The following is a 26,088-nucleotide window of genomic DNA, read 5'->3' as shown; positions in this document are numbered from 1 at the left end:
CTGCGGGTTTGCTAGTTAGCACATTGATCGCGAGCAAGGACTGGGCTTCCCTCATCGTTCCGGCGAGGGAGGGGAAATAGGTCTTCAATCGATCACCCTCCCTTTCAGCGCAAACAACCCCTGCGGACGTTTCTGGATGAACAGAATGATCAGCGCGAGGATGAGGATCTTGCCCAGCACGGCGCCGATCTGTGGTTCGAGGATCTTGTTGGCGATACCGAGGCCGAAGGCGGCAAAGATGCTGCCAGCCAGCTGTCCGACGCCGCCGAGCACCACGACGAGGAACGAGTCGATGATGTAGCCCTGTCCGAGGTCCGGGCCGACGTTACCGATCTGGCTCAGCGCCACACCACCGAGCCCGGCGATGCCGGAACCAAGACCGAAGGCCATCATGTCGATACGGCCGGTGGGCACGCCACAGCAGGCGGCCATGTTGCGGTTCTGCGTCACGGCACGCACGTTCAGGCCCAGGCGGGTCTTGTTCAGCAGCAACCAGGTCAGCAGCACCACGAACAGCGCGAAGCCGATGATCACCATGCGGTTGTAGGGCAGTACAAGGTTCGGCAGCACCTGCAGCCCGCCGGACAGCCAGCCGGGGTTGGCGACCTCGACGTTCTGCGCGCCGAACAGCACCCGCACCAGCTGGATCAGGATCAGGCTGATGCCCCAGGTGGCCAGCAGAGTTTCCAGTGGACGGCCGTAAAGATGGCGGATCACCGTGCGTTCAAGCGCCATGCCAATGGTGGCGGTGACGAAGAAGGCCACCGGCAGCGCCACTAGCGGGTAGAAGGCGAGGGCGTCTGGCGCGAGCCGCGCCATCAGCACCTGCACCATGTAGGTGGTGTAGGCGCCGAGCATCAGCATCTCGCCATGGGCCATGTTGATCACCCCGAGCAGGCCGAAGGTGATCGCCAGGCCCAGCGCAGCGAGCAACAGGATCGAGCCCAGCGACAAGCCGCTGAAGGCCTGGCCCAGCAGTTCGCCGATCAGCAGCTTGCGCTTGACCTGAGCGAGGCTGGTCTCCGCCGCCTTGCGAACGGCGGCGTCGGTTTCCGCCTCATCCGCCAGCAGGTTTTCCAGCCGCACGCGCGCCAGCGGTGCGCCGGTTTCGCCGAGCAGGCGCACTGCAGCCAGGCGCACGGCTGGATCCTTAGCGCTCAATTGCAGGTTCGCCAGGGTCAGGGTCAGGGCTTCGCGCACGGCCGGGTCATCTTCGGCTTCGAGGCGCTGCTGCAGGAGTGGCAGCTGCTCCGGTTGTCCGCTGCGTTGCAGGCGTTTGGCCGCCGCGAGGCGTTCGGCCGGGTCGTCGGAGAACAGCTGGTGGCTGGCTAATGCTCTATTTAGCAACCCGCGCAGGCGGTTGTTCAGGCGCAGTTTCTTAGGCGTGCCGACGGGTTCGGCGTCGCCTTCGAGGGCGCGGTAATCACCGTTTTCCTCAGTGAAAGGGGTCTTGTTCTTGTCGATCACCACGCGGCTGGCGCGTAGCGCTTCGATCAGTGGCAGCCGCTCCGGAGCGGGGGCAATGGCCCAGCTCTCCAGCAGCTTGGCCTGTTTTGCCGGGCTCGCTTTGGCGTAATCGGCTGCGTCTCCGGCCTGGGCTGCGTAGGGCAGCGCCAGCAGAAGCAGCAGGAGAAATCGGTACAGGGCAGTGTTCATTCGTGTGTTCCCCAGGGACCCGTAGCTCTCTTCGTGGAGCTTGTGATGGTCGACAGGTGGATGAAAAGCGTCGACTCCGCGTCCCGATCCAACCTATGAGTTGAGCGGTTGTAGGGTGGATGGCGCTTCATCCATCCACCGTTACCGTCTCGTAGGGGCGGGCGGCGTTCCGCTTCAGCCCACCTGCGCATTCACTGGTGGGCTGAAGCCCACCCTACGCAGGCGATGCGATGCGATTGACGCTTCGCTTAGTTCGACTTCACCGCGTAGTCCGGCTTCTTGTCGTTACCGGGGATGTACGGGCTCCACGGCTGTGCGCGGACCGGGCTTTCGGTTTCCCAGACTACCGAGAACTGTCCGTCATCCTGAACTTCGCCGATCATCACCGGCTTGTGCAGGTGGTGGTTCTTCTCGTCCATGGTCAGGGTGTAGCCGCTCGGTGCTTTGAAGGTCTGGCCTGCGAGTGCCTGGACCACCGGTTTGACGTCGGTAGTTCCCGCTTTTTCGACCGCCTGCGCCCACATGTGGATGCCGACGTAGGTGGCTTCCATCGGGTCGTTGGTCACGGCCTTGTCAGCGCCGGGCAGGCCTTTTTCCTTGGCGTAGGCCTTCCATTGGCTGACGAACTTGTCGTTCACAGGGTTTTCCACCGACTGGAAGTAGTTCCAGGCGGCCAGGTGACCGACCAGCGGTTTTGTGTCGATACCGCGCAGCTCTTCTTCACCGACCGAGAACGCGACGACCGGAACGTCAGTGGCTTCCAGGCCCTGGTTGGCCAGCTCCTTGTAGAACGGCACGTTGGAGTCGCCGTTGATGGTCGACACCACCGCCGTCTTGCCGCCGGCAGAGAACTTCTTGATGTTGGCGACGATGGTTTGGTAATCGCTGTGACCGAAGGGGGTGTAGACCTCTTCGATGCTGGATTCCGGCACGCCCTTGCTGATCAGGAAGGCGCGCAGGATCTTGTTGGTGGTGCGCGGGTAGACGTAGTCGGTGCCCAGCAGGAAGAAGCGCTCGGCGCTGCCGCCGTCTTCGCTCATCAGGTATTCAACGGCCGGGATGGCCTGCTGGTTTGGCGCGGCGCCGGTGTAGAAGACGTTCGGCGACAGCTCTTCACCTTCGTACTGGACCGGATAGAACAGCAGGCCGTCGAGCTCTTCGAAGACGGGCAGCACAGATTTACGCGACACAGAAGTCCAGCAGCCGAAGGTCACGGCGACCTTGTCCTGGGTGAGCAGTTGACGGGCTTTTTCAGCGAACAGCGGCCAGTTGGACGCAGGGTCGACTACCACCGGCTCGAGCTGCTTGCCGAGCACGCCGCCCTTGGCGTTGATCTCGTCGATGGTCATCAGCGCCATGTCTTTCAGAGATGTTTCCGAAATGGCCATGGTGCCGGACAGCGAATGCAGGATGCCGACCTTGATGGTCTCGGCCGCCTGCAGGGTGAACGGGAACAGACCGCTGAGCATGAGGGCACTGGCGGCGAGGGTGGACTTCAGTAGGGGACGGCGTTTCATTGTGGGCGGCTCCTTGGCTGTCCATGCGCAACTGTGGGGTTGGTCCTTGGGGACGTAGAGCCCTATCGCAGCATCCGTGCCAATTCGCCTGTAAGCCTTCTGTTCCGGCGTTTTGCGGTCAATCATGAAATGCGCCATGGCGGGGCATGGACGCGGCATTGTCCGATAACGGTGCGCTTGGTGAGGTTATGGCGCACGCCATGCGCCTTTGTGGTGCTGATCGACCGCAGCGGTGTTTCAGCCGGTTCGGTGCCTGTAATAACGCTGGCTTTCACTGCCCCTTGCTGGTCAGCAACGCCCGCCCTAGCATGGCCGGCCTGCCATCAAAGGCTCCGCCATGCCTCGCACCTCTCGTCCCCGTCCACCGCGCCCTGCAGCGGCGCGATCACAACCTCGTCGTGTGGCCAAGGCGCCGCCGGCCGAGCCACGTCTGCTGCTGCTGAACAAACCCTTCGACGTGCTCACTCAGTTCAACGATGCCGATGGCCGCGCCACACTCAAGGACTTTGTGCCGGTGCCGGGTGTGTATCCTGCTGGCCGCCTGGATCGCGACAGCGAAGGCCTTTTGCTGCTGACCAACGACGGGCAATTGCAGGCGCGTATTGCTGATCCCAAGCACAAGCTGCCGAAGACGTATTGGATTCAGGTGGAAGGCGAGGTGACTCCCGAGCAGCTGCAGCGGCTGCGCGACGGCGTTGAACTCAACGATGGCATGACCTTGCCGGCCGAAGCCCGGCAGCTCGACGAGCCCGAACTCTGGCCGCGCAATCCACCGGTGCGTTTTCGCAAGAGTGTGCCGACCTGCTGGCTGGAACTGGTGATTCGGGAGGGTCGCAATCGTCAGGTACGGCGGATGACGGCTGCGGTCGGCTTACCGACGCTGCGGCTGGTACGGGTCAGGATCGGGCCCTGGTCGCTGGACGATTTGCAGCCGGGCGAATGGCGGCAGGTGCCGGCGCATTTGTGAAGCACCGGCCGCTGTGCCCTGTTCAAACGACTTCAGCAGATCAGTGCGGAATGCCCTGCGTCACTTCGATCACGTAGCCAATGATCGGCTTGGCGAGAAATGCGAACAGGCACAACCCCAGGCCCAGAAACAGAACGGCCGTGCCGAGGCGACCGGCTTTCGACTTCTTGGCCAAGTCCCAGATGATGAAGGCCATGAACGCCATCAGGCCGCCGACCAGGACGATCATCATCCACTTCTCAAATACTTCAGGCTCCACACGTTACTCCTGACTGACATCGAAGAATGCGCCCGGGCTGGCCGGGCGAGAAAACGGCGCAGTATACGCCCGTGGAGCGTGCTCAGCTCCCTTAGGCGTTGGACGATTATGAGCTTCAGGGGTTCGAGCGAGAGGCTCTGTTTCGAGCTTTGGTACGGCTGTTAGTAGTGGGATTTGATCACGTCGATGCCCTTGTTGAGCACCACTTGCCAGGCTTCAAGATCCAGCTGTTCCAGCTGCCGATCATGCTGCCTGATGGTCTTGAGCAGGGCGGCTATCCAGAGGTCATAGAGCTCGGGGCGGATGTCGAGATGGGCACGTGAATGGCTCTTGCCCAACGCCTGGAGCTTGGTATCCGGCATGCCGCGGGCGAACATGACCAGGTTGAGAATGCCGGCGCGCAGCAGTTGTTTCTGCGCCACCATGTCGGTTTTGACGAACTTGTCCCGCACCGCTGGGGAGCTGGCAAGGAAGGTGGCATAGAACTCGTCGAAGAAGGCGGCACTCGCGCAGCAGCGACCGTAGCTCTGCATGACGCGGTTGGTGTCTTTCATGGGCATTTCCCTTGCACAAAGGCTGATCGCTGCGCTGCCCTGAATTACCTGGCCGGCGGAGCAGAAGGGCGCGGATTATAGGCAATAGCCCTTCTAGCTGTGTGGTTTGCAAGTGTGAGCGGCGTCTCAGCCTCGCAAATGCTCCAGCGGCAGCTCGGTACTCGATGACACCTGCCGCAAGACGAAGCTGGAGCGCACGCTCGACACCCCTTCGATACGGGTCAGGGTGCCCAGCAGGAAGGCCTGATAGTGCTCCATATCCGGCACCACAACCTTGAGCTGGTAGTCGGCATCCATCCCGGTCACCAGGCTGCACTCGAGCACTTCCGGGCATTTGCCGATCACCCCTTCGAAGTGCTCGAAGCGCTCCGGTGTGTGTCGGTCCATGCCGATCAGTACATAGGCGGTCAGGGTCAGGCCGAGCTTCTTGCGGTCCAGCAGTGCGACCTGGCGGGCGATGTAGCCGTCGTCCTCGAGCTGCTTGACGCGTCGTGAGCAGGGCGAGGGCGACAGCCCGATACGCTCGGCCAGATCCTGATTGGAAATGCGCGCATCGTGCTGCAGTTCCTGCAGAATGCGCAGGTCGTAACGGTCTAGTTTGCTCATGTTTGGTTGCCTGCGGGATTGGGTTGCGCATAACTATGCATCTGTGCGCAATGATTGCGCAACTGGCATGAATATGAGCAATTTTCGCAATCATCTGTCGGTGGGCGGGGCGTAAGCTTTATCCAACTTCAGCCCCCGGCAAAACTGACGCGGTACTTACCCCGCCGCGCCAACCGCATACCTTACCGAGGCTATCGGTCCGGGCCCGCACCGCTCACAAGGCGCTGCCGAAGACGTCGTCACAAGCGACTAGCGAATTCAGAGCAGTATTGAAAAAAGACCACGTCTCGCCACGTGGTCTTTTTTTATGGGCGTTCGGTTGGTTCCGGCGGGCGAGGCTTCACCACCTCGAGCGGGTCGGCATGCACCAGGACTTCAGCCCGAGGATACTGGCCGTGGATCGCCGTTTCGACCGCGTCGCACAGCGCATGCGCCTCGATCAGTGGCAGCTCGCCCGGTAACTCAAGGTGCATTTGCACGAACCAGCGGGTGCCCGAAACACGGGTACGCAGGTCGTGGCAGCCCACCACGCCGGGCACGTCGCATGCCAGCTGATGCATGTGTTCGCTGATCTCCGGTGCAAGCTCCGTATCCATGAGCACGGCGCCTGCCTCTCGCACGATGCTCAGCGCACTCCAGAAGATATACACCGCAATGGCGATGCCGAAGACGGCGTCCAGACGCTCCCAGCCGTAGCCGGCCAATACGAGGGCAACGAGGATGCTTGCGTTGAGCAGCAGGTCGGAGCGGTAGTGCAACGAGTCCGCGCGAATCGCCGTGGAGCCGGTTTCACGCACCACATGCCGTTGGTACATCAACAGCGCCACGGTCAGCGCCAACGACAGCAGCATCACGACGATGCCCAATGTCGGCGCACCCAGCGGCTGCGGGTGCAGCATGCGGTCCACACCCTGAACGCAGACCAGAATCGCACTCACGGAAATGAAGGCACCCTGGCCGAGCCCGGCCAGGGCTTCGGCCTTGCCATGACCGTAGCGATGGTCGTCGTCGGCGGGGCGCAGCGAGTAGTGCACGGCCAACAAGTTGAGCAGCGAGGCGGCTCCGTCCAATAGCGAGTCGGTAAGCCCGGCCAGCAGGCTGACCGAGCCGCTCAGCCACCAGGCCAGCGCCTTGCTGGCAGCAAGCGTCAGTGCCACGGCCAGCGCCAGGTGTGTGGCCCGGCGCATCAGCCTTGCGTGCTCGGCGCTGACTCCTTTGCGCTCGCGGGTGTGCTGCATCAGGCGGCCGGACGCAGTCCGAAGGCGGCCAGCTGCTCGACGCTGCCGTTGTGTTGGATGAGACGCGGGTCATCCAGCGGCAAGCTACGGCCGGTTTCAGTTTCGATGATGGCCTTGAGCTTGGCCTGATCGATGACGCCGTCCGCGCCAATGGCTTCCTGCAGTTTTTCCGGGGCCATGGAGTAGTTGCTGTCAGGCAGATAGATCGCGCCGGTGGCGAAGTCGATACCAAAGGCGATCAAGCCAGGAATGAGATAGAAGAGCAGGCCGACGGCATTGGCTACTGCGATTGCCGGGTCGATCTTGCCATCGATCTGGCCACGGCGGTCGGGGTAGAACAGCGTGCCGCAGGCGGTCAGCTGGGTGAACAGGGAGACGGCCAGCACGCCGCCGATGACACGGGAACGAGTACGCATAAGGACCTCCGGGAAAAGTGGCGCAACTATACAAGGGCTGCGTGATGTTTTCTCGATATCAGACACTCCCGCTGCCCGCTCTGTTCGGCATCGTGACTTCACCTGGGGCATAACGCTGTTTGCCGCTGCGCCGAGGCCCGTGCTCGCTATAATCGCGGCCCAGAAAACGGAGTCTCCATGATTGCCCTGCCCATCGATGAAGCCTTGCCGGCGCTGCGCCAGGCCCTGCTAACCCGTGATGAAGCGGTGCTCGAAGCACCGCCCGGTGCCGGCAAGACCACCCGTGTGCCGCTGGCGTTGCTGGATGAGCCGTGGCTCGCCGGGCAATCGATCCTGATGCTCGAACCACGCCGCCTCGCTGCCCGCGCGGCGGCCGAGCGACTGGCCAGCGAGCTGGGCGAGAAGGTCGGCGATACCGTGGGCTATCGGATCCGGCTCGAAAGCAAGGTTGGGCCGAACACCCGTATCGAAGTGGTGACCGAAGGCATCCTTGCGCGCCGCTTGCAGGATGATCCGACGCTTGAAGGTGTCGGGCTGGTGATCTTCGACGAGTTCCACGAGCGCAGCCTGGATGCCGATCTGGCCCTGGCGCTGACCCTGAACGCTCGCGTGCTGCTGCGCGATGAGCCGCTCAAGCTGCTGCTTATGTCCGCCACCCTTGAAGGGGCCCGTCTGTCGAGCCTGTTGGATGACGCGCCGGTGGTGCGTAGCGAAGGGCGCATGTACCCGGTTGCGCAGCGTTGGGGCCGGCCATTTCAGGCGGGCGAGCGCATCGAGCCGCGGGTGGTTCAGACGGTGTTGCAGGCGCTCGGGGAGGAAACCGGCAGCGTGCTGGTGTTTCTGCCTGGGCAGGCCGAGATTCGCCGAGTGAACGAGATGCTGGCCGAGCAGCTGGCGGATCGGGGCGAAGTGATGCTCTGCCCGCTGCACGGCGAACTGGAGCTGGCTGCCCAGCGCGCAGCCATCGAACCGGCGCCGGCCGGCAAGCGCAAGGTGGTGCTGGCGACCAACATCGCCGAGACCAGCCTGACCATCGAAGGCGTGCGCGTGGTGGTCGATGCCGGGTTGGCGCGGGTGCCGCGGTTCGACCCGGGCAGCGGTATGACCCGGCTGGAAACCCGGCGCATCTCCCGTGCCTCGGCCACCCAGCGGGCTGGCCGTGCGGGGCGATTGGAGCCCGGCGCGTGCTATCGGCTGTGGTCGGAAGATCAGCACGCGCAGCTGGCGGCCTATGGCGACGCGGAAATCCTCCAGGCCGATCTCGCCGGTGTGGCCTTGCAGCTGGCGCGCTGGGGCGTCGAGCCGGACGAACTGGCTTGGCTGGACAAGCCTCCTGCTGCGGCATACGCCCAGGCACAGGACCTGCTGCAGCGCCTCGGCGCGCTCAGCCGCAACGCCCGTGGCGGTTGGCAATTGACCGCTCACGGCCAGGCCATGGCCGAGTTGCCCGCGCACCCGCGTATCGCCCATCTCTTGTTGCGCGGCCAGGCGCTGGGGCTCGCGCCCCTGGCCGCAGATCTTGCCGCGCTTCTGGTCGAGCGGGACATTCAATCCGGCGGCCAGCGCGGCGGCGGAGCGGATATCTCCACGCGTCTCGGGTTGCTCGACGGCAGCGCCGGCCGGCATGCCGGTGCGCAGCGAGTGCGGCAGCTGTCTCGCCAGTTTCGTGGTTTGCTGCGCGGCTCTTCGAGCGCGGCGCCGACGGACCCCACCGACCACCGCTGGGTGGGCGCGCTGCTGGCGTTCGCCTATCCGGACCGGATCGCTCGTCAGCGACGTGACGGCGGTGGCGAATACCGCTTGGCCAACGGTCGCGCCGCAGTATTCGGCGAACCGGATGCCTTGATGAAAGAACCCTGGCTGGTGATTGCCGAACTGGGCAGCCGCCAGGGCCAGCGCGAGGAACGCATCTACCGCGCCGCTGCGTTGGACCCAAGCTTGTTCGATGAGGAACTGGCTGAGCAGGTCAGCCAACGCGACGAGCTGGAATGGGATGAACGTGAAGGCGTGCTGCGAGCCGAGCGGCAGCGGCGGGTCGGTGAGCTGATACTCAGCCGCGAGCCCTTGCCGGGGTTGGATGACGACGCGCGAGGTTGTGCGCTGCTTGGGCTGGTGCGCCGCAAGGGACTGGAGCTGCTGCCCTGGACCCCGGAGCTGCGCCAGTGGCAGGCGCGTATCAGCCTGCTCAGAGCGCTCGATCAGGCCACTGGCGATACCAGCGAGTGGCCTGATGTCAGCGATGATGCGTTGTTGGCTCGGCTGGAGGACTGGCTATTGCCCTATCTGGGCAAGGTGTCGCGGTTGGCTCACTTCGCCCAGCTTGATCTGCAAAGCATGCTAGCGACCCTGTTGCCCTGGCCATTACCCCAGCGCCTCGACGAACTGGCACCGGTCACCATCGCCGTGCCTTCGGGGTCGCGGGTGCGGCTCGACTACAACGAATCACCGCCGGTACTGGCGGTGCGCCTGCAGGAGCTGTTCGGGCTGGCCGATACGCCACGCATCGCCGGTGGCCGGCAGGTGGTGAAGCTGCATCTGCTGTCACCCGCGCGCCGACCGGTGCAAGTGACCCAGGACTTGGCCAGTTTCTGGGCCAACACCTACCTGGAAGTGAAGAAAGACCTGAAAGGCCGATATCCGAAACATTATTGGCCCGATGACCCGCTGGTAGCAGAGCCCACCGCGCGCGCCAAGCCGCGCGGCACCTGAGGGCACGGCTGCAAGCCGCCCCTTTCACAAGGAGGGCGCACCTAGGCTGATCATCTCTGAGGCCTGTCAGCACCCATATGCGCGTGCGGCTACTCAGGCAAACTCAGGTCTTCTCCGGCCGCGGCCATCTCGGCATAGGCTCGGTCCAACGAATCGACGACCGCCTGGCTGTCTTCAGTGTGGCGGGACACGATGAAGCGAATGGCGACCTTATGCAGCTCCACATGCGGAAGCGCCTCCATGCCGAGGCGATTCAGGGCCTGGCTCACCGGAACCTCGTAGTCGAGCAGGTAGTCCGCACGGCGGTGTTTCAACATCTCCAATGCTGAGGTATGGGTGGCCGTCCGGTGTAGGCGAATCTGCAGCTGCGGGTCGTGCAGCATCTGGTTCACCTGTGGCCAGTAGTTGTAGCCGCCAATGATGATGACGCCGCGTTTGCGCAGGCTGCTGGGCATGGTCGGGCGTGGGGTGTCGGGCCGGTGATAGAGGTTGAGGCTGATTTGGGCGAGGGTTTCCCGGCCCTCCAGCGTGTCGGCTTGCAGCTCAGGTTTGCCCGGCGCGCCGGGCCAGATATCGACAGTGCCGTTCTGCAGGGCCGCGTACAACCGCGCACTCGGCAGACCGCGGAATTGCGCCTGAAAACCTGCGTGGGCGAGTACGCGCCGAGTGAGATCGACCAGGGGGCCGTTGGGGCGCCCTTGGGCATCGCTGTAGATGGCTGGGGGAAAATCGTAGTAACCGACGGTCAGGGTTCTCGGCGCCTCGGACGAGGCAACGCAGGGCCCCGCCAGAGCCGCTGCAATCGGTATCCAGAATAATCGCTTCAAGGTAATTCACTGCCCCTTGTGGTTCGCGCGTAGGCAAAGCATGGGCGCCACGCGCCCGGCTGTCCAGAATGGACACTTGATCGCCGACACGCCGGCGCCGCGACCATGCCGCCAGCAGATAGAAAAGGCTGGCTATGCTGAGGCTAGAGCGTACCGTGCCTATCGGGAGCGGTTACCCGGATGACTCGATGGAGAGGTCTATGTATCGCAAGGTATTCACCAGCAAGGTGTTCGATCGCAAAGTGGTGTTGATCACCGGTGGCTGTGCCGGGATCGGCCGTGCGCTGGCCGAGCGGATGGCCCAGGCCGGCGCCAGGGTCGTGATCTTCGACCTCGATCAGAACGCCATTGACGGGCTGGTCCAGCACCTTACAGACCATCACAACGCCGATGCGCTAGGGCTGCGCTGCGATGTGTCGGATGCGGCGGCGGTGCAGCAGGCCATTGCGCTGGTGGTGGAGCGCTTCGGTGGTATCGACGTGCTGATCAACAATGCGGGTATTACTCATCGCAGCCGGGTCGCCGACACCAGCCTGGCGGTGTTCGAACGGATCATGGCGGTCAACTTTTACGGCGCTCTGCATTGCACCCAGGCGGCCATGCCGAGCCTGGTCGCCCGTGAAGGACAGATCATCGTGCTCAGTTCACTCTCGCAATACGCGCCGGTGCCAGACCGCGGCGCCTACAACGCCAGCAAACATGCGCTGCATGGTTTGTTCGAAACCCTACGCAGCGAGCTGACCGATACCGGTGTCAACGTGATGCTGGTGTGTCCGGGGTACACCGCGACGGACCTGCGCAAGAACGTGTTGATTGGCGATGGCTCTACCGCGCCACAGCCGGTTTTGGCGGTGGGCCGCGTGGCGTCGCCGCAGGACGTGGCGGAATCCATCTATCAAGGCGCGTTGAAGCGGCGACGGTTGCTGGTGCTGTCGAACCTCGACTGGCGGGCTCGGCTGGTGGCGCGCTGCTTCCCGCGCGCCTTCGAGCACCTGCTGTTGCCGCGGCTGGCCGGTGCTCGGACTTCATCCGGCGCGGGCTAGGCGGTCGGTGCGTCGCCGTAGAGTTCTTGAGCCAGCTTCATGTCCCAATAGGCGGCCTCGATCTTGTGACCGTCCAGGTCGCGCACGAAGCAGCCGTAGTAGGGCTCGCCATATTCTTCACGCGGGCCGGGTGCGCCTTCATCCGTGGCGCCGGCAGCCAGCGCGGCGCGATGAAACGCATCGACCGAGGCCTTGTCCGCTGCGAAGAAACCGATATGGGTGCCGTTCCCGATGCTGGCTGGTTGGCCGTCGATCGGCGTTTGCAGCCAGAACTCAGGGTATTCACGCCCCCAGGCGATCGCACCCGGATGGGCCATGATGCGCTTACACCCGAGCGTGCTGAGGGTCTGATCGTAGAAGGCAGCGGCTTCATCGAAGCGATTGCTGCCGAGGGATACGTGGGACAGGATGCTGGGGTTCTGGTCGGTCATCGGTGCGGCCTCCTTGACGTGTGGAGACCAAGCCTAGCTCGTCAAATCGCGGTCTGCCGCCTTGCCGATCAACGTTATTGCTTCTGATCGCCGCCCGGTTCGCTGCAAAGCATGAAGCAGCGGAACAGCACCACCGTCGCCAATAGCTGCACCAGCCCGACCACACTGTCGACCACCACGGCGAGCGCTCCAGGCGCTGTCTCACCCGCCCAGAACTGTGCGGCCACCCAGGCTTCCAGAAGCCACAGCGGCACCAGCACGACGAGGATGCAGCCGAGAATCAGCAGAAAATGACCACGGGTCTGCAGGAAGCTTTCCTTCAATGCCGCCAGCGGACTCAAGCCGCGCATCACCAACAGGTATTCCGCAAAGGCGATCTTGACCATGATCCACAGGCCCGGCAGCACGAACAGCGAGGCGCCGAGCATGATCAGCAAGGTGCCTAGCCCGGCCAGTACCGCCATCGACGGCCACAGCGGCAATGCACGCCTCATCACCTCGCGCAGCGGCGGTGCATGACCGCGGCTGCGCGCATCGAGGAACAGGATCAAAGCGGCGATATACAGCGGGTAGAAGACGAGTCCGATCAGCAGCTCCTGTGCCGGCATGGCACCTTTGCCGAACAGATGGTCGATGGCCAGGCGGGCGAGGCTCTCCAGCAGAATCAGCGGCAGGCAGAGGCGTGCAATGGACAGCAAATTGCGCGAGTAGAAGAACCAGGCGTCACGGAGGATGGACAGGACATTCATCGCAGGGCGGCAACTCGTGGGAAAAACCAGGCGCGCACTTTAGCAGGCCGTTGGAAAAAGTAGGCGAGGCGGGCAAGACGAGGTGCAACGACCATCGCGGGTCAAAGCAGCCGAAGACGCAGAGGTAGTGTTCTAAATCATTTGACCGGCTGGCGATCCAGGCTGTTTTTTACGAAGCATTGCCAACGTAGTTTCAATGGCCTGATGAGCCCAAACGACTGGCCGGCGACAGCCGCGCTATCGCAGTCCATACTGGCTGGCCATTCCTCCGCTCGGGTTACCGCGTGAAGAAGATCGCCCTGTTTGCTGATGTGCAGAACCTTTACTACACGGTGCGCCAGGCCCACGGCTGCCATTTCAACTACGCGGCGTTGTGGGCCGACGTCAGTGAGCGCGGCGAGATCGTGGAGGCCTATGCCTATGCCATCGATCGGGGCGATGCCAAGCAGCAGCAGTTCCAGCAGATCCTGCGCAACCTCGGCTTCACGGTGAAGCTAAAACCGTATATCCAACGCAGCGACGGCTCGGCCAAGGGCGACTGGGATGTTGGAATCACCATCGACGTGCTGGACGTGGTGGGGCAGGTCGACGAAGTGGTACTGGCGTCGGGAGATGGCGACTTCGATCTGCTGCTTGACCGGGTGCGCGCTGGCGGCGCCGAGGCGACGGCCTATGGTGCGCCGGGCCTGACAGCCAACTCGCTGATTCGCGCGGCGTCGCGTTACGTGCCCATCGAAGGCAAGCTCCTGCTGCGATAGCGCTGTCGCCCCGTCACTCCTGGGTCTGCCGGTGCGGCATGCTGCCATTCGGCGGCCACCGGTGGATGTAGAAAGCGACATCCACCCTTGTATCTCGACTACCACGCTATGTTGGGGTGATAGTTCCCGACTGATCATCGGGGGAAGGTCAGAAAGCCGTATCCACCCTTAGGCTTTGAGCCTGCGACGTAGATAGCGCTGCGGCCTTCCATACTCACTCTTACAGCTCGAACGGTATCCAGAGCCCGCCTCCGGCGAGAGCTCGCATCAGCAAGGTAGAGCTGAGTGAAGTGTTGATCTTTCTGAACCAGCAGGAGGAGTTCTTATGCCCAGCGTCATCGGCATCGATATCGCCAAACGCACGTTCGACATCGCCACCCAGCAACCCAATGGCAAGTACCGCACCAAGGCCAAATTGCCAAACGAGGTGGCCGGTTTCGAAGCGCTCCAGCAGTGGCTGCTCAAGCACGCCAATGCCCAAGCCTGGATCGTGATGGAAGCGACCGGCGCTTACCATGAAGCGCTCGCGACCTGGTTTCACGATAAAGGCTATCAGGTCTGCGTGCTCAATCCTGCACAGGTCGCCTATTACGCCCGAAGCCAGCTCCAGCGCGTAAAGACCGACAAAGTCGACGCCAAACTCATCGCTGAGTATGGCGAGCGGCACCAGAGCGATCTGCGGGCCTGGCAGCCTGAGCCTCCCGCCGTCCGGCGCTTGAAAGCATTAGTGCGGCGCTTGGAGGATCTGCAGGAGATCCAACAAATGGAACGCAACCGCCTGGATCTGGCCGACGCTAGTGTGCAGGCTTCAATCTACTCAGTGCTGCACCATGTCGAGCGGCAGATCGGAGAGACGCTCCGTGCGATCCGAGACCACATCGATGATGACCCGGACCTGCGCAACAAACGCGACCTGCTGACCAGCATTGATGGCATCGGCGAGCGTTCCGCAGCCCTGTTGCTGGCTGAGCTGGGCGATCCGTTACGCTTCGCCAGCTCACGCGCGATAACCGCTTATGCCGGGCTGAACCCCCGCCTTCAGGAGTCTGGCTCCTACAAAGGCCAGACGCGCATATCCCGCACAGGATCGTCTCGCTTGAGGGCTGGGCTCTACATGCCGGCGGTCTGCTCGCTCACACACAACCCGGCCATTAGTGCTCTACGCGAGCGTCTGAGTGCAAAAGGAAAATCCGGAAAACAAATCGTCTGTGCAGCGATGCGCAAGCTGCTGCACATCGCCTATGGGGTACTTAAATCGGGCCAGCGTTTCGACCCTCAACTGGCCCTTGCTCGGTAATGGGGAAGACGGTATCTACGCTCAGCTTCCAGCTTCCTTTCGAGTAAACTGCGCAGCCTGTTTTCGTCCTTCCGGTTACCGTCATGACCTTCGCCTCTTTGGGCCTGATCGATCAGCTGCTACGCACCCTCGAATCGCTTGAATACACCCAGCCGACGCCGGTCCAGGCCAAGGCGATTCCGGCTGTGCTCAAGGGCCGCGACCTGATGGCCGCCGCGCAGACCGGCACCGGCAAGACTGCGGGTTTCGCCTTGCCGCTGTTGCAGCGCCTGCTGCACGAAGGGCCGCAAGTGGCGAGCAATTCCATTCGCGCGCTGGTGCTGGTACCGACCCGTGAGCTGGCCGAGCAGGTGCACGAGAGCTTCAGAACCTACGGCCAGGACCTGCCGCTGCGCACCTATGCGGTCTACGGCGGCGTCAGCATCAATCCGCAGATGATGGCGCTGCGCAAAGGCATCGACGTGCTGGTCGCCACACCCGGGCGGTTGCTGGATCTGTATCGACAGAACGCGGTGAAGTTCAGCCAGGTGCAGGCGCTGGTGCTGGACGAGGCCGACCGCATGCTCGACCTCGGCTTTTCCGAAGAACTCGATGCTCTGTTCAGCGCACTGCCGAAAAAGCGCCAGACCTTGCTGTTTTCTGCGACCTTCTCCGACCCGATTCGGCAGATGGCGCAGGAGCTGCTGCGCGATCCTCTGTCCATCGAGGTTAGCCCGCGCAATGCTGCGGCGAAAACCGTGAAGCAGTGGCTGGTGCCGGTGGACAAGAAGCGCAAGTCCGAGTTGTTTCTGCATCTGCTGGCGGAAAAGCGCTGGGGGCAGGTGCTGGTATTCGTCAAGACGCGCAAGGGCGTCGACCAGCTGGTGGATGAGTTGCAGGCGCAGGGCGTCAGCAGCGACGCGATCCACGGCGACAAGCCGCAGGCGTCGCGGTTGCGCGCGCTGGAACGTTTCAAAGCGGGCGAGGTGCAGGTGCTGGTGGCCACGGATGTGGCCGCGCGAGGCCTGGATATCCATGACCTGCCACAGGTGGTCAATTTCGATCTGCCTACTGTTGCCGAGGACTATGTGCACCGTATCGGCCGAACCGGGCGGGCGGGCGCAACGGGCGAGGCCGTGTCGCTGGTCGCCGCCGATGAGGTCGATCAACTTGCTGCCATCGAGACGCTGATTCAGCAAGTTCTGCCGCGCCACGACGAGCCGGGTTTCGTCCCGGATCATCGGGTGCCGACCACCCAGCCGGGCGGGCAGATCATCAAGAAACCGAAAAAGCCGAAGAAGCCTAAAGAGTCGGCTGGCAAAGGCCGTGTTCATCTGGGCAACTGGTTCGATGAGAGCGAGAAACCCAACGCCAAGCCGATCCGCAAGGTGCCGAGCCTGGGCGGAACGAAGCCGACCAAAAAGCGCTGACCGAGGCCGGTGGCGCGCCGTGCGGGCGTGTCAGCAGGTTGCGTGTTTGTCGCATTGAGATGGCAACAATGGATGAACGCCGGTTTGCCTGATTGCTCGTGACGCCGGGCGTCAGATTGAGAAGGCCTGAGGCTTTGGTTTTTCATACATGCAAGACAGCACAGGAGAGATCGCTTTTGGCACACGCGCAAGCGGAGCTTCACTCGCTTAGCCGAGCTGATGTATGGGCCGGGTTCAGGCAATTGACGCCGATCTCGCTATTCGTTGTGGTGTTTGGGCTGGCCTTTGGCTTGGCCGCGACGCAGGCGGGGCTGAACGACTATTCGATCCTGATGATGAGCGCGCTGGTCTTCGCTGGCGCCTCGCAATTCGCCTCGTTGGAACTCTGGGGCACGCATGTTCCGGTCGTTCCGCTGGTGGTCACGGTGTTTGCTGTCAATGCGCGGCACCTGCTGATGGGCGCGACGCTATACCCCTATCTGCAGCACCTGCCGCCGGCGAAGCGCTACGCGGTGATGCTCGTTGTTTCGGATGCCAACTGGGCCATGTCCATGCAGGCGTTCAGTCTCGGCAGGCCGGGGTTAGGCATCTTGTTCGGCGGTGGTCTGGCGCTCTGGACGTTCTGGGTGTTGGGCACTTGGCTGGGGCTTTATTTCGGCAGCGCCATCCACGATCCGGTCAGCTGGGGGTTGGACATGGTCATGGGCTGTTTCCTCCTGGCGATGGTCGTCGGCGGCAAGAAAGATCTGCGGATGAGTGTGATCTGGATCGTCGCGGGTGGCGCCTCGATGTTGGCGTACTGGTATCTGCCCGCCAATAGCCATGTGGTGGTCGGGGCGCTTGCCGGTGGTCTGTTGGGCGCGCTGTGGATGGAGAAACCGACATGACGCTGGAAACGGTGGGATCCGGCACGCTGATCGTCATTCTGATCATGGCGGTGGTCACCCTGGTGACCCGTTGGGGTGGTGTGTTTGCGATGTCGTTCGTGCCCATCAGCCGCCGAACCGAGCAGTTCATCAGCGCCATGTCCGGTTCGGTGTTGGTTGCCCTGCTGACGCCCATGGCGGTTACGGGCGACAACGGTGCCCGGCTGGCTTTCCTCGCGACTGCGGTGACCATGCTGCTGCTGAAAAAGCCATTGCCGGCAATCGCAGCTGGAATCATCACGGTCGCGCTGTTCAGGCATCTGGCTTAAGCGAGCGCCGTCTCGTCAGGCACTGGGCGGGCTAGCAATCCCCAACCAGCGCAGCATGCCCACCGCTGCCGCTCGACCACTGGCGAAACAGCCGGTCAGCAGGTAGCCCCCGGTGGGGGCTTCCCAATCCAGCATTTCTCCTGCGCAGAACACGCCTGGCACCTGTCGCAGCATCAGTCCGTCGTCCAGCACCTCGAACGGCACGCCGCCGGCACTGCTGATGGCTTCGTCCAGCGGGCGGGGGCGCAGTAACTCGATGGGCAGGGCCTTGATCGCGTTCGCTAAACGCTGCGGGTCATCGAAGGCGTCAGCGGGCGCGAGTTCCCGCAACAACGCTGCCTTGACGCCATCAAGACCGAGTTGACGCTTGAGGTGCTTGGCCATGGACTGCGAGCCGCGCGGTTTGGCCAAGGCGCGAATGATCCTCTCCAGCGAATGATCGGGTAGCAGGTCCAGCGTGACTGTGGCGCTACCGTTCTGCTCGATCGCCTGGCGGATCTCGGCGGACAACGCATACACCAGGCTGCCCTCGATGCCGGTGGCGGTGACCACGAACTCACCCTTGCGTGGCGCGCACTCGGCGAGACCGAGGCTGACGGTTTTCAGCGGCGCGCCAGCGAATTTTTCCTGCAGGTGCGAACTCCAGCCTGCCACTTCGAAGCCGCAGTTGGCGGGCCGCAGCGCGTTGACTGCAATGCCGCGGCGTTCCAGCACAGGGACCCAGGCACCGTCGGAGCCCAGGCGTGCCCAGCTGCCACCACCCAACGCGAATAGCACCGCGTCGGCGTCGACACTGATCTCACCCGACGGCGCAAGCAGACGCAAGCTGCCGTCGGTGTTCCAACCCAGCCAGCGATGGCGCGTATGGATTTGCACGCCCGCGTCACGCAGGCGGCGCAGCCAGGCGCGCAGCAGCGGTGCAGCCTTCATGTCCGAGGGAAACACTCGTCCGGAACTGCCAACGAAGGTGTCGATGCCCAGCCCGTGAATCCATTCGCGCAGGGCCTCGGGGTTGAAGACGTCCAGCAGCGGGCGCAGTTCGGCGGCACGCTCGCGATAGCGCGTCACAAATGGCTCGAAGGCCTCGGAATGGGTGATGTTCATCCCGCCGACGCCGGCCAGCAGGAATTTGCGACCGACCGAGGGCATGGCGTCATAGAGATCGACGGCAACGCCCGCCTGGCTCAGCACTTCGGCAGCCATCAGCCCGGCGGGGCCGCCGCCAATGATCGCGACGCGAGATTTTGGGGTACGCATTGGAACGTCGCCGTGGTTCAGGGGCGGCCATTCTAGCGGCTCGCGATGGGAAGTTTGCAGCGACGTTGGAGAGAGCGGGGCGCGGTGCGGAGTAAGAGAATCCCCGGCGCAGGGTGCGCCGGGGTGCAGGCTGTTAAACCGCGTCGGACTGTTTGGGCTGACGGCGATAGCCGAACATGCCGGCGAACCCGGCAACGGCGCCAGTGATCAACATCGTGATCAGCAAAGCCCAGCTGGCTTGCGATACACGCTTGGCCGCCTGGCCGGCGACTTCACGGGCCTTCTGCTCGGCCTGGGCCTGCAGCTCTTTAAACTTCACATAGGCTTCCTGATACTGCTGCTCGATCTGGCTGACCATCTGCTCGGCTTCCTGCTGGCTCATGTTGCCGCGCTCCTGTATCAGGTTGACCATCGCTTCACGGTCGGCGGCATTCAGAGCTTCCTCACCTTTCTGCTGAATGCGGTCGATTAGTTGCGATATCTGCTCGTCGGCCTGCTGAGGATTCTGCTGGGCTTGCTCGGCGCGATTCTGAGCCTGCTGCTGAACCTGTTGTACGTCTTGCTCAAGGTTCTGCGGGGCCAGTTGCGGCTTGCCGGTCTGGCGCAGTGCCTTCTTGATTTCAGCCTCGATATTGCTCAGATCGAGATTGATGTCAGCCTGCTTGACCTGCTGCTTGATCTCACCGCCGATGGCTGGCGCCATGGATGCAACACTGGAGCCAACCGCTTGCAAAGTCGAGCCCGCCACGCTGGCTGTGCCCGAGACAGCCGAACCGACCAGGCTGGCAATCAGATACACCGTGGCCAGCGTCGTGACTGCCCACACCAACAAGCCGTGCAACATGCCGTGACGGGGCGCCATACGACCCGCGATGTAGCCGCCGATGGCCAGTGATATGACACCGGCAAGCACCATCCAGATAATCGCGCCCATGCCGAGGCCCGCAACGGGATTGTGTTCAGTTGCAGGGTCGATTGTGGAAGCGCCGATGGCCGTGCCAAGCAAGTGCAGCAGTAGTGAAACCACAAGTGCCAAAGCGATACCTGCAAACACAGCGCTCCAGGAGGTGTGCTTCAAGAAATGGCTCCGGCCGTTGGGGTAGGCGGTGGTGGTGTGATCGGTTTCGAGCATCGGTGAATACTCGTTGTTATGGTCATTTAGTGCTCGCAAACAGCGGCTTAGGCGTGCTGCATGGGTCAGCCACACATAGAAGTGAGGGTTTCGTTGCCGGTTGAAGTTCCGCGCTGCGGCCGTCGTTGTGACCAGTGGTGTCAGCCCAGGCCGTGTCGCTGCCAGGCCTTCGCGGCGCTGATGTGCAGCTGCGCATGGCGCCGTGCGAGCAGGGCGCGGTCCTTGTCGTAGCCGCCGCCGATCACGCCAACCACCGGAATGTCTCGCCCCAGACAGTGTTCGATCACGGCGCTGTCGCGCATGGCCAGGCCTTCGTCGCTGAGCTCAAGCAGACCCAGCGCGTCATCACGGTGCACATCGACGCCGGCGTCATAGATGACCAGATCCGGCTGATACAGCGGCAGCAGGTAGCTGAGCGTATCGTCGACGACCTTCAGGTAATCCGCATCGCCAAGGCCTGGCGCCAAACCGATGTCCCAATCGCTGCGGGCCTTGCGCGTCGGGAAATTCTTTTCGCAATGCAGTGACACAGTGACGGCATCCGGTACCTGCTCGAGAATTCGGGCAGTGCCGTCGCCCTGATGCACATCGCAATCGAAGATCAGCACACGACCGACACGGCCACTCTCAAGCAGCGAAAGGGCGATGATGGCCAGGTCGTTGAATATGCAGAAGCCGGAGGCATGATCGTGATGGGCATGGTGGGTGCCACCCGCCAGGTGACAGGCCAGGCCGTGCTGCAATGCAAGGTCTGCGGCCAGCAGCGAGCCGCCAACTGCGCGTACGGTGCGTTTCGCCAGTTGTGGGCTCCAGGGCAGGCCCAGGCGGCGCAGTTCGTCGCGGCTCATGTCGCCGGTGCAGTAGCGCTCGACGTAGTTACGGTCATGTGCGAGCGCCAGCATATCGGGTGGGCAGAGTTCGGGACGCAACAGCGCCGCATCCGTGGTCAAACCGCAATCAACGAGATGGTCGCGCAGCAGGCGGAACTTCTCCATGGGGAAGCGGTGTCCCGGCGGCAGAGCGGGGCTGTAATCGTCGTGAAATACCAACGGCAGGGACATCGAATCGGGCCCGTTGAGGTCAACCGCGAGTATGCAGAGCCGTTACCGAAGTCTTCAAGGAAACAGAATGGACGAACCGATGGAACGTATTGAACTGGAAACACCGCGCTTGCGTCTGCGTGCCTGGCGTGATGACGATCTCGATGCACTGGCCGAGCTGTGCAGCGACCCGCTGGTGATGCGCTACTTCCCCGAGTTGCTGTCGCGCGACGAATGCGCGGCGGCGATGGCGCGCTGCCGGATCCATTTCGCGCGGTTCGGCTTCGGGTTCTGGGCGCTAGAGCTCAAAAGCGATGGGCAATTCATCGGTATGGCAGGGCTGGCCTGGAGCCGTTTGCAGCTGCCGTTCTGCCCAGCGGTGGAAATCGGCTGGCGGCTCGCCCATGAGCATTGGGGACAAGGCTTCGCGCGCGAAGCGGCAGAGGCATCGCTGGCGTGCGGCTTCGAGCGGTTGCAGCTTCCGGAGGTGGTGGCCTACACCGCGGCGATCAACGAGCCTTCGCTGGGGTTGATGCAGGCGTTGGGCATGCGGCATGAACCAGCGGGTGACTTTGACCATCCGATGATTTCCGAAGGGCATCCGCTGCGGCCTCATTCGCTGTACCGAATCACGCGGGATGATTGGGTAGCGCTTCGCCGACAATCGCAACCAGTGGAGCCGCTTCTGCGGAATCCGTAACATTGCGCGCCTGCCTCGTGCCTCGAATACATAAAGGAACTACACCATGAGCGACACCCTAGACACGCTGGTCAACCTGCTGTCGCTGGAGCGAATTGAAGAAAACCTCTTCCGGGGTGCCAGCCAGGACCTGGGCTTTCCCCAGCTGTTCGGTGGCCAGGTGGTCGGTCAGGCGCTGTCCGCGGCCAGCCAGACGGTGGCGCCGGAGCGTCACGTCCATTCGATGCACGGCTACTTCCTGCGGCCTGGTGATTCCCACCAGCCGGTGGTCTATGACGTTGACCGCGTGCGCGACGGTGGCAGTTTCACCACGCGCCGGGTCAGCGCGATCCAGAAAGGGCAGACCATCTTTACCTGCAGCGCGTCGTTCCAGGCCGACGAGACCGGGTTCGAGCATCAGTTGCCGATGCCCGACGTGGTCGGTCCCGAGGACCTGCTCAGCGAATGGGAGCTGTTGCACAAACTGACGCCGCTGATTCCGGCGCGTGTGGCAGAAAAGCTGCGCCGTCCGAAACCCATCGAGATCCGCCCGGTCACGCTGCAGGATCCGATCAACCCGCAGCCGATCGAGCCGGTCCGGCATATCTGGTTCCGTGCCGATGGCTCGCTGCCGGACAACCCGGCGCTGCATAAGTATCTGGTCGCCTACGCTTCGGACTTCAGCTTTATCGGTACCGCCCTGCAGCCACACGGCGTCAGCTCTTGGAGCAAGTTCATTCAGCTGGCAAGCCTGGACCATGCCATCTGGTTCCATCGCGAAGTGCGCGCCGACGAGTGGTTGCTGTATTCCATGGACAGCCCTTGGGCCGGCAACGCGCGTGGTTTCGCGCGCGGCAGCATCTTCAACCGCGCCGGACAGCTGGTTGCCTCGGTAGCGCAGGAAGGCCTGATTCGCGTGCGTGAGGATTGGAAGTGAGCCTGGCCGATGCGCGGCACTGGGTATTCGACATGGACGGCACCCTAACGCTTGCCGTGCACGACTTCCCGGCGATCAAGCGAGCCCTGGATATTCCCGAAGACGACGACATCCTCCATCACCTCGCCGCGCTGCCGGCTGAAGAGGCCGCGGGCAAGCGCGCCTGGTTGCTCGAGCACGAACGCGAACTGGCCTATGCCGCGACACCGGCGCCAGGCGCCCGTGAACTCCTGCATACGTTGCGCGATCGCGGTTGCCAGCTCGGCGTGTTGACGCGCAACGCACATGAGTTGGCGCTGGTAACCCTGCAGGCAGTGGGCATGGGTGACTGCTTCGCCAGCGATGACATCCTCGGCCGTGACGAAGCGCCGCCGAAACCCGATCCGGGCGGGTTAATGCATCTGGCGGACAAATGGCGCATCGAACCCAGCGAACTGGTGATGGTGGGCGATTACCGCTTCGATCTGGAATGCGCTAAGGCGGCGGGTGCGCGCGGCGTGCTGGTCAACCTGCCGGAAAACCCCTGGCCGGAGCTGACCGAGCTGCACGCCCGTGATTGCATGGCACTGCGCCAGTTACTCGAGGGCTAGGCGGGAGAACAACCAACCTCGGATCGGCATGCACAGTTAGCGGTGGCTCACGTTGTACCGATCCACGGTGGTGTCAGGCGGGACCCGCCGCTTGGATGTCAGTGCAGGCCGGGGCTCGCCCCATTCGCAGGCATCAATAAAGCGCCTGGTACAGCTTGCGGCGGTAGGTGGTGACTAGCGGGTGGTCACTGCCGAGCAGGTCGAATACTTGCAGCAATGTCTTGTGTGGCAGGCCGTCGGCGTAGCCGCGATTGCGTACGAACAGCTTCAACAGTCCGTCCAGTGCCGCTTCGTGCTGCTGACGCGCCAGTTGCTGAATGGCCAACTGATAAGCCGCCTCGTCATCTTCGGCGTTCTGCGCCAAACGGCTCTTGAGGTCGGCAACCTCGGGCAGGTCATTGGCCTGGCGCAGGAACGTCAGCTGCGCGCGGGCGCCAGCCAGGGCCTGCTTGTGTTCGTCGCCCTTGACGGCATCGAGCACCAGCTCAGCTTCGCCGAGCTCGCCACGTTCAGCCAGGCAGCGTGCGTAGAGGATCAACGCGACAGCGTTCTCGTTGTCTTCAGCCAGCACTTGCTTGAGGAGCTCCTCTGCCTCACCGATGCGTCCCTCGACGAACAGCGCTTGTGCGGTTTCCAGCGAGTCCGCTTCCGGCGCAGCAGGCGCCTGCACGTGGGGCTCGAGCATGGCGCGGATCGCAGATTCCGGCTGGGCGCCGGCAAAGCCATCGACCGGCTGGCCATCCTTGAACAGCACTACGGTTGGCAGGCTGCGCACACCGAAACGCGCAACCACGTCCTGCTCGATATCGCAGTTGACCTTGGCCAGCACGAGCTCGCCCTGATACTCCTCGGTGATCTTCGCCAACAGCGGCATCAGCGCTTTGCAGGGCGCGCACCACTCAGCCCAGAAATCCACCAGCACCGGCTTGTGAAAGGAGTTTTCCAGCACCAGCTGCTCGAAATTGGCGCTGGTGACGTCAAAGATGTAGGGAGTCTGGCTCATTGGAATTCTCGGAATGGGCGCATGCGAAATGAGGCGTGCATGTTAAGTGGGGGCGAGCCGATTCGGAAGCAAGGGCGGCGCTGTTACCCGATCAGCGACCGGGGGCCGCCAAAGGCCAGCTCGCCAGTTCGCTGTAATGAACACCCGATGAGGTGTTTTCTGAGCAATAGAGACCGAAGTGGTGCACCGGCCAATGGAATGCTGGTGGGGTGATATCCGGCAAGGCGTGAACCTGGCGTGAAAGCGTGACGTGTGGCAGAAATGGCCGGGCGTCGAGCATGACGCCGTGTGTGGACAGCCCCGCGTGCAGCTGCTCGACCAGTTGGTTCAGCGGCGACGGGCTCTGGCTGGGCATCAGGCAGGCGAAATCCTTGCCGATCGTCCGCAACTGATCGAGCCGCAGCGCAAAGGCATCGACGCGCACCTTTGCCGCAAGCTGCTTCAAGCCCTCGACGGAGGCCGCGGGCTGGTTACCGAGAAAAGCCAGAGTCAGGTGCAGGTTGGCCTGGGCGACGGGCCGATCCCCTAGCTCTTGGCTGTCACGCCAGTTGCAGACGGCCTCAGCGAGGTCGAAAGGGCAGGCCAGGGCGAAGAACAGGCGTAATGGTCTTTCGGTCGGCATGTTTCCTCCTGACGGCAGGCGCTGCTTGTCAGCACATCGCGACGGGCATGGCTTCGCGACGGGCGTGGTAAAGGCTGACCCGGCGAAATTCCGCAGGTTCGGCCAGGTCGGGCCAGGTACAGGCGTCAAGGATGTCCAGGCGCTGATACAGCGGGTGCTGGAAATCCCGCACGCGGGAATCGGCCACCAGCGCGACTTGGCCGCGACTGAGGAACTGATCCAGCAAGGGCAGGTTGGCCCGATCGTAGAGCACGTCGGCAACGATGATCAGATCGTAGCGGTCAGCCTCGCTGAAAAAGTCGTCCGAATAGTTGATCTGCACGCCGTTGAGTTCGGCGTTGGCGCGGCACGCGGCAAGGGCCAACGGATCCAGGTCGCAGGCGACAACCTCGGCCGCGCCGGCCTTCGCTGCGGCAATGGCGGCGACACCCGAGCCCGAGCCGAAATCCAACACACGCTTGCCGCGCACCCATTCCGGCCGTTCGGCCAGCCAGCGCGCCAAGACCAGGCCGCTGGCCCAGCAGAAGCTCCAATAGGGCGGCTCGTCGAGGATCCGCCGGGTTTCCTCCGGGCTGAACGCCCGGTCCATATTGGCCGCATCGATCAGCCATAAACGGATATCGGTGCCGGGCAGCGACTCGATACTCAGCGAAGCGTCGCCGAGCAGCTCAGCCAAGGCTTGTTGCAGCGCAGCGGGCGGGGTCAAGGCGCTGGCACCAGATGCAGCGGGCCCAAGGACTGATTGGCCGGGCTGCTCACCTGCACGGCTGGTAGGCGCATGATCAACTGCCCCGAACGGGTCACTCGTCCACGCAGTTCCACGTCTCGACCCTGGGGGAATTTCTCGGCATTGAACTTGAGGATGAAGGGCAGCTCGGTTCCCCGACCCTGCAGCTTCACATTGCTCAGCAGTCGGTCTGGCTGGTCACGCCGGTTGACCTCCAGCAGTGCCAGCTCGACTTCGCTGTCGGCGGGAACGCCGATCAGGCTGCCGTGCAGTTCGTGCATCAGGGTGGTGGCCTGCGGCGGTTCCTCAAAGGTAACCGCCGCAGTAGGACGCTGGGATTGCTCACTCGAACACCCAACCAGAACCAGCAGCAAAGCAGGCAGAACAAAGGGGCGTAACTGCACGGACGGCTCCATAACATGATGTTGATGCGCGCCTGTATAGCAACAATCCGCTCGATTTGTCTTGCC

At 63.1% G+C, this 26,088-nt stretch carries 28 protein-coding genes; 11 read left to right on the top strand and 17 right to left on the bottom strand.

All coding sequences use genetic code 11. From position 1 onward, the window contains the following. Positions 1-84: 84 nt before the first annotated feature. Together urtB and urtA are read right to left on the bottom strand one after the other, a co-directional pair. The gene (gene urtB / locus C1896_18835) at positions 85-1,656 is read right to left on the bottom strand and encodes an urea ABC transporter permease subunit UrtB (GenBank protein ID AZZ46787.1); all 1,572 of its coding nucleotides are present in this window, start codon (positions 1,654-1,656) and stop codon (positions 85-87) included. 248 nt (positions 1,657-1,904) lie between these two features. Further along, on the bottom strand, positions 1,905-3,173 hold the full coding sequence (gene urtA, locus C1896_18830; GenBank protein ID AZZ46786.1) for an urea ABC transporter substrate-binding protein: 1,269 nt from the start codon (positions 3,171-3,173) through the stop codon (positions 1,905-1,907). A gap of 337 nt (positions 3,174-3,510) precedes the next feature. Between urtA and C1896_18825 the strand changes: the two genes are divergently transcribed. Beyond that, positions 3,511-4,140 carry a pseudouridine synthase gene (locus tag C1896_18825; protein AZZ46785.1) on the top strand — a complete coding sequence of 210 codons (630 nt, stop codon included), beginning with the start codon at positions 3,511-3,513 and terminating at the stop codon, positions 4,138-4,140. 40 nt (positions 4,141-4,180) lie between these two features. Here C1896_18825 and C1896_18820 read toward each other — a convergent pair whose 3' ends face one another. The 5 genes from C1896_18820 to C1896_18800 all read right to left on the bottom strand — a co-directional run bounded on the left by C1896_18820 (position 4,181) and on the right by C1896_18800 (position 7,213). Then, entirely contained in the window at positions 4,181-4,399 is a 219-nt protein-coding gene (locus tag C1896_18820; protein AZZ46784.1) for a DUF2788 domain-containing protein, read from the bottom strand. Between the two features lie 161 nt (positions 4,400-4,560). Continuing rightward, positions 4,561-4,953, bottom strand: a complete 393-nt coding sequence (locus tag C1896_18815; protein AZZ46783.1) for a globin — start codon at positions 4,951-4,953, stop codon at positions 4,561-4,563. 126 nt (positions 4,954-5,079) lie between these two features. Next, a complete protein-coding gene (locus tag C1896_18810; GenBank protein ID AZZ46782.1) occupies positions 5,080-5,559 on the bottom strand; it encodes an Lrp/AsnC family transcriptional regulator in 480 nt (159 codons plus the stop codon). Positions 5,560-5,864: 305 nt separating this feature from the next. Beyond that, complete coding sequence (gene fieF / locus C1896_18805) at positions 5,865-6,797, bottom strand: divalent metal cation transporter FieF (protein ID AZZ46781.1); 933 nt, start codon at positions 6,795-6,797, stop codon at positions 5,865-5,867. Beyond that, positions 6,797-7,213 carry a polyribonucleotide nucleotidyltransferase gene (locus C1896_18800; GenBank protein AZZ46780.1) on the bottom strand — a complete coding sequence of 139 codons (417 nt, stop codon included), beginning with the start codon at positions 7,211-7,213 and terminating at the stop codon, positions 6,797-6,799. The genes fieF and C1896_18800 overlap by 1 nt, the downstream gene beginning before the upstream one ends. 177 nt (positions 7,214-7,390) lie before the next feature. Here C1896_18800 and hrpB point away from each other — a divergent pair, with 177 nt between their 5' ends. Next, a complete protein-coding gene (hrpB, locus tag C1896_18795) occupies positions 7,391-9,922 on the top strand; it encodes an ATP-dependent helicase HrpB (protein AZZ46779.1) in 2,532 nt (843 codons plus the stop codon). Between the two features lie 89 nt (positions 9,923-10,011). On the opposite strand, the gene C1896_18790 is transcribed toward hrpB, so the two are convergent. Further along, positions 10,012-10,725, bottom strand: a complete 714-nt coding sequence (locus tag C1896_18790) for a bifunctional lytic transglycosylase/amino acid ABC transporter substrate-binding protein (protein AZZ47737.1) — start codon at positions 10,723-10,725, stop codon at positions 10,012-10,014. 224 nt (positions 10,726-10,949) lie between these two features. Between C1896_18790 and C1896_18785 the strand changes: the two genes are divergently transcribed. Next, on the top strand, positions 10,950-11,792 hold the full coding sequence (locus tag C1896_18785; protein ID AZZ46778.1) for a short chain dehydrogenase: 843 nt from the start codon (positions 10,950-10,952) through the stop codon (positions 11,790-11,792). Here C1896_18785 and C1896_18780 read toward each other — a convergent pair. Further along, a complete protein-coding gene (locus tag C1896_18780; GenBank protein ID AZZ46777.1) occupies positions 11,789-12,223 on the bottom strand; it encodes a glyoxalase in 435 nt (144 codons plus the stop codon). The genes C1896_18785 and C1896_18780 overlap by 4 nt on opposite strands. Positions 12,224-12,297: 74 nt before the next feature. After that, positions 12,298-12,972, bottom strand: a complete 675-nt coding sequence (locus C1896_18775; protein ID AZZ46776.1) for a hypothetical protein — start codon at positions 12,970-12,972, stop codon at positions 12,298-12,300. Positions 12,973-13,256: 284 nt separating this feature from the next. Here C1896_18775 and C1896_18770 point away from each other — a divergent pair, with 284 nt between their 5' ends. From C1896_18770 to C1896_18750, 5 genes are all read left to right on the top strand, one after another. Continuing rightward, on the top strand, positions 13,257-13,730 hold the full coding sequence (locus C1896_18770) for an NYN domain-containing protein (GenBank protein AZZ46775.1): 474 nt from the start codon (positions 13,257-13,259) through the stop codon (positions 13,728-13,730). A gap of 325 nt (positions 13,731-14,055) precedes the next feature. Continuing rightward, positions 14,056-15,027: an IS110 family transposase gene (locus C1896_18765; GenBank protein AZZ46774.1), complete on the top strand. Its 972-nt coding sequence runs from the start codon at positions 14,056-14,058 to the stop codon at positions 15,025-15,027. Positions 15,028-15,110: 83 nt separating this feature from the next. Then, the gene (locus C1896_18760) at positions 15,111-16,436 is read left to right on the top strand and encodes a DEAD/DEAH box helicase (GenBank protein ID AZZ46773.1); all 1,326 of its coding nucleotides are present in this window, start codon (positions 15,111-15,113) and stop codon (positions 16,434-16,436) included. 176 nt (positions 16,437-16,612) lie between these two features. Beyond that, complete coding sequence (locus tag C1896_18755; GenBank protein AZZ46772.1) at positions 16,613-17,323, top strand: branched-chain amino acid ABC transporter permease; 711 nt, start codon at positions 16,613-16,615, stop codon at positions 17,321-17,323. Then, positions 17,320-17,631 (top strand): branched-chain amino acid transporter, encoded by a 312-nt coding sequence (locus C1896_18750; protein ID AZZ46771.1) that lies wholly within the window; start codon positions 17,320-17,322, stop codon positions 17,629-17,631. The genes C1896_18755 and C1896_18750 overlap by 4 nt, the downstream gene beginning before the upstream one ends. Positions 17,632-17,646: 15 nt before the next feature. On the opposite strand, the gene C1896_18745 is transcribed toward C1896_18750, so the two are convergent. The 3 genes from C1896_18745 to C1896_18735 form a co-directional block, all read right to left on the bottom strand. Beyond that, the gene (locus C1896_18745; protein AZZ46770.1) at positions 17,647-18,888 is read right to left on the bottom strand and encodes an aminoacetone oxidase family FAD-binding enzyme; all 1,242 of its coding nucleotides are present in this window, start codon (positions 18,886-18,888) and stop codon (positions 17,647-17,649) included. A gap of 133 nt (positions 18,889-19,021) precedes the next feature. Beyond that, positions 19,022-20,020: a hypothetical protein gene (locus tag C1896_18740; protein ID AZZ46769.1), complete on the bottom strand. Its 999-nt coding sequence runs from the start codon at positions 20,018-20,020 to the stop codon at positions 19,022-19,024. 140 nt (positions 20,021-20,160) lie between these two features. Beyond that, positions 20,161-21,081 (bottom strand): histone deacetylase, encoded by a 921-nt coding sequence (locus tag C1896_18735; protein AZZ46768.1) that lies wholly within the window; start codon positions 21,079-21,081, stop codon positions 20,161-20,163. A gap of 79 nt (positions 21,082-21,160) precedes the next feature. On the opposite strand from C1896_18735, the gene C1896_18730 reads away from it, so the two are divergent. Genes C1896_18730 through C1896_18720 form a run of 3 tightly spaced genes read left to right on the top strand, consistent with a single transcriptional unit; the run spans position 21,161 to position 23,266 of the window. After that, the gene (locus C1896_18730; GenBank protein ID AZZ47736.1) at positions 21,161-21,760 is read left to right on the top strand and encodes a GNAT family N-acetyltransferase; all 600 of its coding nucleotides are present in this window, start codon (positions 21,161-21,163) and stop codon (positions 21,758-21,760) included. 46 nt (positions 21,761-21,806) lie between these two features. Continuing rightward, a complete protein-coding gene (gene tesB, locus C1896_18725) occupies positions 21,807-22,676 on the top strand; it encodes an acyl-CoA thioesterase II (protein AZZ46767.1) in 870 nt (289 codons plus the stop codon). After that, complete coding sequence (locus C1896_18720) at positions 22,673-23,266, top strand: HAD family hydrolase (protein AZZ46766.1); 594 nt, start codon at positions 22,673-22,675, stop codon at positions 23,264-23,266. The genes tesB and C1896_18720 overlap by 4 nt, the downstream gene beginning before the upstream one ends. Before the next feature lie 133 nt (positions 23,267-23,399). Here the strand turns inward: C1896_18720 and trxA are convergent, their stop codons facing one another. From trxA to C1896_18700, 4 genes are all read right to left on the bottom strand, one after another. Next, entirely contained in the window at positions 23,400-24,269 is an 870-nt protein-coding gene (gene trxA, locus C1896_18715) for a thioredoxin (protein ID AZZ46765.1), read from the bottom strand. 91 nt (positions 24,270-24,360) lie between these two features. Beyond that, a complete protein-coding gene (locus C1896_18710) occupies positions 24,361-24,891 on the bottom strand; it encodes an RNA 2',3'-cyclic phosphodiesterase (protein ID AZZ46764.1) in 531 nt (176 codons plus the stop codon). Between the two features lie 28 nt (positions 24,892-24,919). Beyond that, positions 24,920-25,597: a protein methyltransferase gene (locus C1896_18705; protein ID AZZ46763.1), complete on the bottom strand. Its 678-nt coding sequence runs from the start codon at positions 25,595-25,597 to the stop codon at positions 24,920-24,922. Beyond that, complete coding sequence (locus C1896_18700) at positions 25,594-26,034, bottom strand: hypothetical protein (GenBank protein ID AZZ46762.1); 441 nt, start codon at positions 26,032-26,034, stop codon at positions 25,594-25,596. The genes C1896_18705 and C1896_18700 overlap by 4 nt, the downstream gene beginning before the upstream one ends. Positions 26,035-26,088: the final 54 nt, after the last annotated feature.

The organism is Pseudomonadaceae bacterium SI-3, assembly GCA_004010935.1.
Classification (GTDB): domain Bacteria; phylum Pseudomonadota; class Gammaproteobacteria; order Pseudomonadales; family Pseudomonadaceae; genus Stutzerimonas.
Note: the sequence above shows the minus strand (reverse complement) of the source record. Positions and strands in the feature narration are given on the sequence as shown.

Coding starts and splice junctions, on each gene's coding strand:
- C1896_18760 (AZZ46773.1), top strand. CDS start 15,111: ATGACCTTCGCCTCTTTGGGCCTGATCGATCAGCTGCTACGCACCCTC.
- C1896_18740 (AZZ46769.1), bottom strand. CDS start 20,020: ATGCTCGAAACCGATCACACCACCACCGCCTACCCCAACGGCCGGAGC.
- C1896_18810 (AZZ46782.1), bottom strand. CDS start 5,559: ATGAGCAAACTAGACCGTTACGACCTGCGCATTCTGCAGGAACTGCAG.
- trxA (AZZ46765.1), bottom strand. CDS start 24,269: ATGAGCCAGACTCCCTACATCTTTGACGTCACCAGCGCCAATTTCGAG.
- urtB (AZZ46787.1), bottom strand. CDS start 1,656: ATGAACACTGCCCTGTACCGATTTCTCCTGCTGCTTCTGCTGGCGCTG.
- C1896_18780 (AZZ46777.1), bottom strand. CDS start 12,223: ATGACCGACCAGAACCCCAGCATCCTGTCCCACGTATCCCTCGGCAGC.
- C1896_18700 (AZZ46762.1), bottom strand. CDS start 26,034: ATGGAGCCGTCCGTGCAGTTACGCCCCTTTGTTCTGCCTGCTTTGCTG.
- C1896_18765 (AZZ46774.1), top strand. CDS start 14,056: ATGCCCAGCGTCATCGGCATCGATATCGCCAAACGCACGTTCGACATC.
- urtA (AZZ46786.1), bottom strand. CDS start 3,173: ATGAAACGCCGTCCCCTACTGAAGTCCACCCTCGCCGCCAGTGCCCTC.
- C1896_18730 (AZZ47736.1), top strand. CDS start 21,161: ATGGAACGTATTGAACTGGAAACACCGCGCTTGCGTCTGCGTGCCTGG.
- fieF (AZZ46781.1), bottom strand. CDS start 6,797: ATGCAGCACACCCGCGAGCGCAAAGGAGTCAGCGCCGAGCACGCAAGG.
- C1896_18785 (AZZ46778.1), top strand. CDS start 10,950: ATGTATCGCAAGGTATTCACCAGCAAGGTGTTCGATCGCAAAGTGGTG.
- C1896_18735 (AZZ46768.1), bottom strand. CDS start 21,081: ATGTCCCTGCCGTTGGTATTTCACGACGATTACAGCCCCGCTCTGCCG.
- C1896_18815 (AZZ46783.1), bottom strand. CDS start 4,953: ATGAAAGACACCAACCGCGTCATGCAGAGCTACGGTCGCTGCTGCGCG.
- C1896_18825 (AZZ46785.1), top strand. CDS start 3,511: ATGCCTCGCACCTCTCGTCCCCGTCCACCGCGCCCTGCAGCGGCGCGA.
- C1896_18710 (AZZ46764.1), bottom strand. CDS start 24,891: ATGCCGACCGAAAGACCATTACGCCTGTTCTTCGCCCTGGCCTGCCCT.
- C1896_18745 (AZZ46770.1), bottom strand. CDS start 18,888: ATGCGTACCCCAAAATCTCGCGTCGCGATCATTGGCGGCGGCCCCGCC.
- hrpB (AZZ46779.1), top strand. CDS start 7,391: ATGATTGCCCTGCCCATCGATGAAGCCTTGCCGGCGCTGCGCCAGGCC.
- C1896_18775 (AZZ46776.1), bottom strand. CDS start 12,972: ATGAATGTCCTGTCCATCCTCCGTGACGCCTGGTTCTTCTACTCGCGC.
- C1896_18750 (AZZ46771.1), top strand. CDS start 17,320: ATGACGCTGGAAACGGTGGGATCCGGCACGCTGATCGTCATTCTGATC.
- tesB (AZZ46767.1), top strand. CDS start 21,807: ATGAGCGACACCCTAGACACGCTGGTCAACCTGCTGTCGCTGGAGCGA.
- C1896_18800 (AZZ46780.1), bottom strand. CDS start 7,213: ATGCGTACTCGTTCCCGTGTCATCGGCGGCGTGCTGGCCGTCTCCCTG.